At 41.1% G+C, this 9,351-nt stretch carries 9 protein-coding genes, 15 tRNA genes and 1 rRNA gene; 22 read left to right on the forward strand and 3 right to left on the reverse strand.

Annotation, left to right across the window (positions count from 1 at the left end; all coding sequences use genetic code 11):
- From JCM19039_RS24730 to JCM19039_RS21000, 18 genes are all read left to right on the forward strand, one after another.
- A 23S ribosomal RNA gene (locus JCM19039_RS24730) occupies positions 1 to 111 on the forward strand; the annotation flags it as partial.
- A 168-nt stretch (positions 112 to 279) separates the two neighbouring features.
- Positions 280 to 354 (forward strand) — tRNA-Asn (locus tag JCM19039_RS20920).
- 6 nt (positions 355 to 360) lie between these two features.
- Positions 361 to 452, forward strand: a tRNA-Ser gene (locus JCM19039_RS20925).
- 30 nt (positions 453 to 482) lie between these two features.
- Positions 483 to 557, forward strand: a tRNA-Glu gene (locus JCM19039_RS20930).
- 6 nt (positions 558 to 563) lie between these two features.
- Positions 564 to 640, forward strand: a tRNA-Met gene (locus tag JCM19039_RS20935).
- Positions 641 to 1,059: 419 nt separating this feature from the next.
- Positions 1,060 to 1,135: transfer RNA gene (locus JCM19039_RS20940), tRNA-Asp, on the forward strand.
- 20 nt (positions 1,136 to 1,155) lie between these two features.
- Positions 1,156 to 1,231, forward strand: a tRNA-Phe gene (locus JCM19039_RS20945).
- A 10-nt stretch (positions 1,232 to 1,241) separates the two neighbouring features.
- A tRNA-Thr gene (locus JCM19039_RS20950) sits at positions 1,242 to 1,317 on the forward strand.
- Between the two features lie 7 nt (positions 1,318 to 1,324).
- A tRNA-Tyr gene (locus JCM19039_RS20955) sits at positions 1,325 to 1,409 on the forward strand.
- Positions 1,410 to 1,416: 7 nt separating this feature from the next.
- Positions 1,417 to 1,489 (forward strand) — tRNA-Trp (locus JCM19039_RS20960).
- A 27-nt stretch (positions 1,490 to 1,516) separates the two neighbouring features.
- Positions 1,517 to 1,592 (forward strand) — tRNA-His (locus JCM19039_RS20965).
- 3 nt (positions 1,593 to 1,595) lie between these two features.
- A tRNA-Gln gene (locus tag JCM19039_RS20970) sits at positions 1,596 to 1,670 on the forward strand.
- Between the two features lie 5 nt (positions 1,671 to 1,675).
- A tRNA-Gly gene (locus JCM19039_RS20975) sits at positions 1,676 to 1,750 on the forward strand.
- 6 nt (positions 1,751 to 1,756) lie between these two features.
- Positions 1,757 to 1,830, forward strand: a tRNA-Cys gene (locus tag JCM19039_RS20980).
- 25 nt (positions 1,831 to 1,855) lie between these two features.
- Positions 1,856 to 1,944, forward strand: a tRNA-Leu gene (locus JCM19039_RS20985).
- Positions 1,945 to 2,029: 85 nt separating this feature from the next.
- Positions 2,030 to 2,527: a dUTP diphosphatase gene (gene dut, locus JCM19039_RS20990; RefSeq protein WP_042431021.1), complete on the forward strand. Its 498-nt coding sequence runs from the start codon at positions 2,030 to 2,032 to the stop codon at positions 2,525 to 2,527.
- Positions 2,528 to 3,255: 728 nt separating this feature from the next.
- Positions 3,256 to 3,522 (forward strand): CD3324 family protein, encoded by a 267-nt coding sequence (locus JCM19039_RS20995; RefSeq protein WP_042431012.1) that lies wholly within the window; start codon positions 3,256 to 3,258, stop codon positions 3,520 to 3,522.
- Between the two features lie 141 nt (positions 3,523 to 3,663).
- Complete coding sequence (locus JCM19039_RS21000) at positions 3,664 to 4,143, forward strand: GNAT family N-acetyltransferase (RefSeq protein ID WP_238545184.1); 480 nt, start codon at positions 3,664 to 3,666, stop codon at positions 4,141 to 4,143.
- A 198-nt stretch (positions 4,144 to 4,341) separates the two neighbouring features.
- Here JCM19039_RS21000 and JCM19039_RS23495 read toward each other — a convergent pair whose 3' ends face one another.
- From JCM19039_RS23495 to JCM19039_RS24735, 3 genes are all read right to left on the reverse strand, one after another.
- On the reverse strand, positions 4,342 to 4,620 hold the full coding sequence (locus tag JCM19039_RS23495; protein WP_081834674.1) for a hypothetical protein: 279 nt from the start codon (positions 4,618 to 4,620) through the stop codon (positions 4,342 to 4,344).
- Between the two features lie 42 nt (positions 4,621 to 4,662).
- Positions 4,663 to 4,747: transfer RNA gene (locus tag JCM19039_RS21010), tRNA-Leu, on the reverse strand.
- Positions 4,748 to 4,890: 143 nt separating this feature from the next.
- Positions 4,891 to 5,067 carry a hypothetical protein gene (locus JCM19039_RS24735; RefSeq protein WP_193744324.1) on the reverse strand — a complete coding sequence of 59 codons (177 nt, stop codon included), beginning with the start codon at positions 5,065 to 5,067 and terminating at the stop codon, positions 4,891 to 4,893.
- 290 nt (positions 5,068 to 5,357) lie between these two features.
- On the opposite strand from JCM19039_RS24735, the gene queG reads away from it, so the two are divergent.
- The 4 genes from queG (at position 5,358) to JCM19039_RS21030 (ending at position 8,661) form a co-directional block, all read left to right on the forward strand.
- On the forward strand, positions 5,358 to 6,476 hold the full coding sequence (queG, locus tag JCM19039_RS21015; RefSeq protein ID WP_042431024.1) for a tRNA epoxyqueuosine(34) reductase QueG: 1,119 nt from the start codon (positions 5,358 to 5,360) through the stop codon (positions 6,474 to 6,476).
- Positions 6,477 to 6,611: 135 nt separating this feature from the next.
- Positions 6,612 to 7,520 (forward strand): amidase domain-containing protein, encoded by a 909-nt coding sequence (locus JCM19039_RS21020; RefSeq protein ID WP_042431017.1) that lies wholly within the window; start codon positions 6,612 to 6,614, stop codon positions 7,518 to 7,520.
- Positions 7,521 to 7,574: 54 nt separating this feature from the next.
- Positions 7,575 to 8,048: a tRNA (cytidine(34)-2'-O)-methyltransferase gene (locus tag JCM19039_RS21025; protein ID WP_042431019.1), complete on the forward strand. Its 474-nt coding sequence runs from the start codon at positions 7,575 to 7,577 to the stop codon at positions 8,046 to 8,048.
- A 310-nt stretch (positions 8,049 to 8,358) separates the two neighbouring features.
- Positions 8,359 to 8,661: an antibiotic biosynthesis monooxygenase gene (locus JCM19039_RS21030; protein ID WP_042431020.1), complete on the forward strand. Its 303-nt coding sequence runs from the start codon at positions 8,359 to 8,361 to the stop codon at positions 8,659 to 8,661.
- Positions 8,662 to 9,351: the final 690 nt, after the last annotated feature.

The raw sequence follows: 9,351 nt of genomic DNA on the forward strand, positions 1-9,351 counted from the left end.
GTCACGTCAAGTGAGTAAGACCCCTGAGAGACGATCAGGTAGATAGGTCTGGTGTGGAAGTGTGGCGACACATGGAGCTGACAGATACTAATCGGTCGAGGATTTATCCACGCATATGGCGTTAGGATGGGTCACGTCCGCATGCTTCTCCGTTATTCAGTTTTGAGAGAATGATCTCTCTACATAAAATGTAAACATCATGAATCATCGTAAATGACTTGCATTATAAACGTTATTAGAGTAAAATAATGTTGTCCGTGAGGCCGTTACGAGACATATTCCACAGTAGCTCAGTGGTAGAGCAACCGGCTGTTAACCGGTAGGTCGCTGGTTCGAATCCTGCCTGTGGAGCCATACTTTGGAGAGCTGTCCGAGTGGCCGAAGGAGCACGATTGGAAATCGTGTAGGCGGCGTAAACCGTCTCGAGGGTTCGAATCCCTCGCTCTCCGCCATAACAACTCTAAGAAGTAATTAATTAAGTTGGCCCGTTGGTCAAGGGGTTAAGACACCGCCCTTTCACGGCGGTAACGCGGGTTCGAATCCCGCACGGGTCACCAACATATCGCGGGATAGAGCAGTCTGGTAGCTCGTCGGGCTCATAACCCGGAGGTCGGAGGTTCAAATCCTCCTCCCGCAACCAATTAATATGTAGATTGTAGTGCCTGTAAGGTGCAACCAAATTACTTTCGACACTACGTCGAGTAAGCAACGTAGCGAGAAGGATAGTAGTACCCTCAAAATACAAGTGAGCGTACACTGTACGTGAAACGAATGAAAGAAATTGACAAAGAGATTCGCAACTTATTCTTTAAAACAAGTAGTATTTAAAAGAAGCAAGGAGTTCGCGGAAGCAACTGACTGAACGAGTGAATGTACAAAGTACACGACTCGAGTGAGGGAAGGAAGCTGACAAAGAAATCCGCCGCTTTAAACTCGATTTTGAAAAAGAAGCAAGAAGGTCGAGAATACGAGTGATTGAATGAGTGAGTGTACTAGGTACACGACTCGAATGAATGAGCGAAGTAGCCGAAGAGATTCGCCGCTTATTTTTCAAAATATGGGCCTGTGGTGTAGCGGTTAACATGCCTGCCTGTCACGCAGGAGATCGCGGGTTCGATTCCCGTCAGGCCCGCCATTAAATTACATAATGCATATGGCTCGATAGCTCAGTCGGTAGAGCAGTAGACTGAAAATCTACGTGTCGGCGGTTCGATTCCGTCTCGAGCCACCATCTTTCTTTAGCCGGTCTAGCTCAATTGGTAGAGCAACTGACTTGTAATCAGTAGGTTGGGGGTTCAAGTCCTCTGGCCGGCACCATATATATGGAGGGGTAGCGAAGTGGCTAAACGCGGCGGACTGTAAATCCGCTCCCTCAGGGTTCGGCGGTTCGAATCCGTCCCCCTCCACCATTTATATAGGGCATAGTTTAATGGTAAAACGAAGGTCTCCAAAACCTTTGATGTGGGTTCGATTCCTACTGCCCCTGCCAATTTAATAATAAACACATATAAATATGGCGGCTGTGGCGAAGTGGTTAACGCACCGGATTGTGGTTCCGGCACTCGTGAGTTCGATTCTCATCAGCCGCCCCATATTGGGCCATAGCCAAGCGGTAAGGCATCGGATTTTGATTCCGTGATGCGCTGGTTCGAATCCAGCTGGCCCAGCCATTTATGCGGGAGTAGTTCAGTGGTAGAACACCACCTTGCCAAGGTGGGGGTCGCGAGTTCGAATCTCGTCTCCCGCTCCATTTTTTGGCGGCATAGCCAAGTGGTAAGGCAGGGGTCTGCAAAACCCCTATGCCCCGGTTCAAATCCGGTGCCGCCTCCAGTTTATATTCTGTCTAACATACCATGCCGGGGTGGTGGAATTGGCAGACACACAGGACTTAAAATCCTGCGGTTGGTAACAACCGTGCCGGTTCAAGTCCGGCCCTCGGCACCATATTTTACAACATACGCGTTAAGCATTATTGAAACAGTCACATAACATGTGGCTGTTTTTTTCTTAGAAGGAGAGTGTAAGTGTGATGAAGTATGATGTGCGGGTTAAGAAGCTTCATGAAGATGCTGTTATTCCTACATATGGTTCGGATGCAGCTGCAGGTTTTGATTTATACGCTTTAGAAGAAGTAGTCATTCAACCTGGGGAAACAAAGTTAATAAAAACAGGCTTAGCTTTTGAAATTCCTAATGGATTCGAAATGCAAGTGCGACCACGAAGTGGCTTATCTAAAAAAACGAAATTACGTATATCAAACAGCCCAGGTACCATTGATGCGGATTATCGTGGAGAAGTCGGTATTCTAGTTGATCACATTGGATCGAGTAATGAAGAAATGGGTGTGCTTTCAACAAAGGGAGAAACAATCGATAGCAAGGCTGATCAGGGAAGTTATGTCATTGCTAAGCATGATCGCATTGCCCAAGGAGTATTGCAACAAGTGCCTCAAGCAATTTTCTTAGAAGTTGAATCATTAAATGACACTTCTCGAGGTTCTGGTGGGTTTGGTTCAACTGGAAACTAGAAAAGGTTGTCTAAATAAATTTGTGTTTTAAACAGCGCATATTAAAAAACTAGGAAGGTATAATAACCGGCCTAGTTTTTTGAGAAATATACTTATAAATTTTATGTATACCAAATCCATTGAAGTCCATTTATATCAATAAACTGCTAAACTATAAACGGATAAAAATGGATGAAAAAGTATTTAAATTGATAATGCTTGAACCAATTTGAACCAAATCGGTGGATGTTAGTTGAATACAATATTACTCATCCTATTTATTTTTAGTTCATATCTGTTGCATGACCTTCAAAATGGATTTCATTTTAAATTAGTACCAATATGCGAGTTTTCTCACCATGGAAAACAGAAAATACATGGATAATAAACGACATATAAAGTGATGAAATCATCACTAAAATGAAAAAGAGTTACGTACCAACAATAAATTCTTTTACAAGAATTTCAATTCAAATAAAAAGGTATTGATATTAATATGGAAATATATAGAATCAGCATTAAACAAACGGGCCCTTTTGCTAAATAGTTGTATTAGGACAGAAAGGAGGATTACTATGAAAATAAGTAGGAGAAATTTAAAGATCCGCTCTATGCAAAGTTTGCACTATGAACAACGGCGGTTGTTTGTATAGAGCTAAACATTGATTTCCGCCTGCGAAGTGAACATTGTTTATAGTAATGACTTTGCTACCTTAAAAATTTATTCTATTTTAAGGAGCGAAGCTAACATGAAATATGTAAATGCAAAAAGTATCTTTCCAAAAGAACTGCTGAATGAAATACAGAAGTATGTAAATGGAGAAATGGTTTATGTCCCTATTTCAAAGGGATTACAAAAGAAATGGGGAGAAAGTTCTGGGAGTAAAAGTTACTTAAACCATAGAAACTGTGAGATCCGACAACAATTTTCCGTCGGGGTAACTATAGATCAACTTTCAAATCAATTCTTTCTTTCTCACGATAGTATTAAAAAAATTGTTTACTCAAAAGAATAGTTTTTATATGTCACATTGGAATAAATCTGATGTGACTTTTCTATGTAAAGAATGTTTTATAATCGTTTATTATATATATTCATTGACCTAATCTTATTACAATTACAGCATATACAAATACTATTTTAAAAGGAGAAATCTATGAAAATCGAAGTTCGTTTAACAGATAAAAGAGAAGCAAATATTATAAAAAACTTGTATCCATTATACCTGTATGACCTTTCTGGCCATTATGATAGAATTCCGAATGTCCACGGGATATACGAGGATAGTAACGATTATCGAACCTTAAATGATCAGTATGAAGTTCAAAATATTTGGTGGGAAAAGACAGGAGTTTTATTCCCCTACTTAATTTTAGTCGATGGGATACCAGCAGGGTTTATTCTAATAGCAACCCCACCACATTGTAATAAAGGAATTGACTATTTTGTAAATGAGTTCTTTTTAATTCAATCCTTAAGAGGGAAAGGTATAGCAGAAAGTGCAGCAAATGTAGTTTTTGACCAGTTGAAAGGGAATTGGGAATTGTTTACTAACCCATTAGAGAAAAACATTACTGGACAAAATTTTGGAGGAAGACCATATCGAATTACACGAATGGAGTCTATACTGAGATAAACGGGGAAACGTTTGATGAATATAAGACTATTTTTCGATTTAATAATTCCGAAAAATAATTGATTTCCAAATAGCTTACTTTAATAGTGGGTAGTGTTATTTGAAAAGACTACCATCTTCCATAATCGGCGCGGTTGTTTAATAAAAAAACAGCTTGTAACATTAAAAAGCACGGATCTAAATTTTCTGTGCTTTTTCTTAATGTCCGTTTGCTTTTTCGCAATCAATATCTACTTGAATCGCTTCTTCTATAAAAATACGCGAAGGAAAGCCTTCGGATTGTTGTAAAAATAACGTGCGTTGTTGCGAGATAAAGTTTGTAATCGAAGGGTAGATCGCATCTTTTCCAATCATTGAAACATGGACTTGGCTGACAAGCTCTCCAGTGTTATACACTTGCACATATGTTTCGCCGTGATCATCTGTATCATACATAATGGTTAAGTTCATGATCTTCTCACTTTCTATATAAAACAAAAACACCTCATCGTTAGTAAACGGGGTGTTTAACCTTGAAAATGGTGGCGATGGTGGGAGTCGAACCCACACTTCCGTAGAAACGCGATTTTGAGTCGCGCGCGTCTGCCAATTCCGCCACATCGCCGTATGTAATGTCGTTTCCGACAAATAATAATATACCATGTCCTAGCATGTTACGCAAGAGAAAAGTACAGATCCCTTAAGATGAGTGGGAATCTGTATTTTTCTTTGCTCTTCTTGCTTCTTCTTCCTCAATTTCCTTTAACTTCAACGCTCTTCGTTTTTGTAATCGCGTAGACGCCAAAAAAAGTTCGTAATGACAATTAAGACGATTACGCCAAGGAAGTAAAAGCTAACCGGAGGAGTAATTGCACCTGTTATTAATAATACTAAGATGAGAACCATCACGACCATCGTGATGTTCTCGAAGGTTTTTAATGACATAGAGGGGAAAAATCCTTTCTGTATATCTTTTCTGCATTTAAGAACAATACAACCAAAGAGGTGAAGATATTGAATCTAATTATATTTGTTGGTGCCATTGCTCTTGGTGTAGCCGGTATTGCTTACGGTGTGGTGTCGATTTTCCAAGAGCTTGGCTATAAAAAAAGCTAGCATTAGCGAACGGCGCACCGGAATTGAGCGCCGTTTTTGCATATGGTAAAATGACATCAACTGCAATGCGTGAAACGCGCAGTCAATATGATTTTACCATAAGTGAAAGTTGGACTCTAATGAATGAAGAGCTTAAAGAAGAAATTATAAATTTCAGTAAATCCATCGGCATTGATCGTATTGGATTTGCGAGTGCAGATCCATTTTTGACACTTAAAGAAAGACTCAAAACGCAACAACAGCTTGGATATGACTCAGGTTTTGAAGAGCCTGATATTGATAAACGAACAAACCCAGAATTGTTACTTCCCTATGCAAAATCAATTATTAGCATTGCTTTATCTTACCCATCGAAGTTAAAAAATCCACCAAAGGGCGTCAAAGGAAATCGTAGGGGATTATTTTGTCGAGCTTCGTGGGGTGAGGACTATCATACGGTTTTAAACGATCGGTTAGAACGTCTGCAGGCATTTATTAAAGAACGTGTGCCAGAGGCGAAAACGGCTTCTATGGTTGATACAGGTGCACTGTCTGATCGAGCTGTTGCAGAGCGTGCTGGAATTGGGTGGACAGGCAAGAATTGTATGGTGATTACTCATGAATACGGAAGCTATGTATATCTCGGAGAAATGATTACGACGTTGGCTTTTGAGCCAGATACACCGGTGGAAGATGGGTGTGGGACGTGTAACAAATGCGTGGATAGTTGTCCAACAGGAGCACTCATTCAAGGAGGACAACTGGATTCACAAAAGTGTATTGCTTTTTTAACTCAGAAGAAGGATATGATTCCAAAGAGGTATCGCAAAAAAATTGGCAATCGATTATATGGCTGTGATACATGCCAAGTTGTTTGCCCGATAAATAAAGGCAAAGGAGACCACTATCAACCTGAGTTTGAACCTGAACCAGAAAAAGTGAAGCCGGAGCTTTTGCCGTTGCTTTCCATGTCGAATAGGGAATTCAAAGAGACCTATGGGATGATGGCAGGTTCATGGCGGGGCAAAAAACCAATCCAAAGAAATGCAGTGATTGCGCTTGGTCATTTTAAAGAAGAGGGGGCTTCTCCTAAATTAAGGGATTTACTTCAAAACGATCCGCGGCCTGTCATTCGTGGAACAGCTGCTTGGTCATTAGGGGAGATTAATGGAAGCGAAAACTTAGAAGCGCTTCGGTTAGCTTCTCTACATGAGGAAGATGACGAAGTCCAAAAAGAGATAGAAGAAGCATTGCAATGAGAGGCTGTCCATTATGGATGAGCTTCTTTTTTGTGGATTGTAACTTTCTTCAAAGTGATCACGTCGCTTCTTTATTAAGGCACATGCACGCGGCTTAGATGACATAAGTATAGGTGAAAAGAAGGGAGCGGTAAAATGGAAGCGTTCATCCGCGAAAAACTTCAAGAACATGTCGAAAAGTTAAGCAATGCCGTTCTAGATCGAAAACGCTCGCCATCAGTATCAATAGAGGAAAAGAGTCGCTATAAACGTATGAATAAAGGGTTTCGTGACCGACGTGAACACGTAATCAAAACCACTTCAACGTTAAAGCCTTATAGCATGCTGTCTTACGGGTCGAGCACGATAGTTGGATACAAACTGTATCAAGTACATCTGATTAAAGCTGGAGACACGTACCACCTTAGAGAAGAAGAGGAAGATCGTCAGCTGACAATCGTTAAACAAAAAATCATAAACGATCAAAAAATTAAAAGAACTGACGAAACTGCGATGGTTCGTCAACGAGTAGAGCGATTGCCAAGAAGAAAATCCGAATCTTTACGAAACAATATGTACAACCGAATGCAGGCAGTTCAGTATGCGGAGCGCTGGTGGAACGATTATAACCCGGAGTACCCGGAGTTTACCGATAACTGCACGAATTTTATTTCCCAATGTTTGCAAGCCGGTGGGGCACCGATGCATGGACAACATCAGAAAGAAAAGGGTTGGTGGTTGGCAAATGATCGATGGAGTTATAGTTGGGCAGTCGCTCACTCAATGCGGTGGTACTTAAGTGGCTCTACAACGGGTCTTACAGCAAGGGAAGCTGATCGTGCTCAGGACTTGCGACCCGGGGATGTAATTTGTTATGACTTCAACGGGGACGGGGAATGGAATCATACAGCGATTGTCGTAGCTTTTAATCATGAGCAGGAGCCATTAGTGAATGCGCAAACAGCAAACAGTAGAAATCGCTATTGGAAGTATGAAGACTCGACAGCATGGACACCAGATATTAAATATAAGTTCTTTAAGGTGAATGATCATATCTCCACGTAATGTGATATGGTATACTATTGTATCGATAACGCATGAATAGAGGAGAAGAAGCAGATGAGTCTTAACATTGTCCTACACGAACCCGAAATCCCAGCAAATACAGGCAATATTGCCCGCACATGTGCAGGGACGGCAACAGCCCTCCATTTAATTCATCCACTTGGCTTTTCGACCGAGGACCGAATGTTAAAAAGGGCTGGTTGTGATTATTGGCCAAATGTAAACATCAACTACCACCAATCCTTGGAAGCTTTTTTAGCGGAGCGGGACATATCAGATGTATTTTTTGTTGAAACGACGGGCAGTGATTGGTATACCAACTTTGATTATAGCGATACAAATAAGGATTATTATTTTGTTTTTGGAAAAGAAACGAAAGGACTTCCAGAATGGGTTGCTGAAACATACCCGAATCGCTGCATTCGCTTGCCACAAAATGAGCTAATACGTTCATTAAACGTATCAAACGCTGCAGCAATCTTATTATATGAAGCGTTGAGGCAGCAGTCTTTCCCCAAGTTAAATTAATAAAACCCCCTACTTTTAAGAAAAAGTAGGGGGTTTGTCACGATTACGATTGATGTGGTTTTGAATTCTTTCCAGCTGTCATGATGGAAACTAAAAAAGCCGCACATACTGCTAACAATAGAAATAAACGCATGTTTGTTCCTCCCTTAACATCTCTTGCTGCAAAGCAACATCTATCCATATGACGAAGTGTCTTGGAGATTCATTCTTATCTTTTATTATAACCAATTATCGTTTGCATGTACATATTTGTCACAGATTCAGACATCCCCTATACTGAAACATAGGAAATGATGAAGGAGGAACAATGATGTATGTTGTGATGAATGAACTTCATGTAGAAAAAGACCAGCATGAAATGGTCAAAGGAAGATTTGAAAAAAGCAAAGATCGTATGAAAGACGTGGATGGATGCGTAGAATTTCTTTTCTTAGAAAGTGAAAAAGAAGACGTAAGCTTTGTTGTTTTCACGAAGTGGGATTCAAAAGAATCTTACGAGAGCTGGCTAAACAGCGACGCATTTCGCTCCGCACATAAAGGTCAACAATCGTCTGACAAGAAACCAATGACAGATAACAATTTACGTTCTTTTGAAGTGGTCTTCCACACTTAAAAAGCCTTGCAGAATTTACTACACCCCAAAAGTTAGAGTAAAACTTACTTTTGGGGTGTTTTCTTTTTATGAAAATGACATCCCCCTATTCTCTCCTTGTTGACCATTCTCTGGTTCAAAAGCCTATGAGATGTCCGGACGAGTCATGCCGAGGACCGTTCGGTTTAACTTCAGCACCGAAGGTGCCGATTGTTGTTAGCTCTTGAGGTTTATAAGAATAAATAAGGTTGAAGTTCGCTGTAAATAGGTTGCCCATGACGAGGTGAACTGCGGTGGTCCAAAGTAATCTAGATCACCACTATCCTAGGAATTACCAAAAGTAAGCGCCCGTCGTCACCGCCGGTGCAGAAAATCGAGAAAAACGATCTAGATCGTTTCGGGTGCGATCTATATGGAATGAACTTAACATTTTCTTGATTTGCACTGTTGGGTTGGAGGGGTAGCTTGGTGCTAGTTTGTGCAGTTTATTCCAACTCGATCGCAGATTCGATGCTCATAACCGAGCAACCTGTCTGCCCCAGCGGGGCCGAAGCCAAATCGAACTCGGTTCGGCGCGGCTCGCGCCGACAAGATACTAGGTTTTTGGCTTGGAAATGCAAAAGATGGTTCTTTGAACCGTTGCCGCAGGGGATGGCGTCACATGTGGGCAAGACGAACGACCGTTCTGCGCGCTAGTTTCCCCCATCTGCG

It is taken from the genome of Geomicrobium sp. JCM 19039, assembly GCF_000698145.1.
Lineage (GTDB): Bacteria > Bacillota > Bacilli > Bacillales > Marinococcaceae > Geomicrobium_A.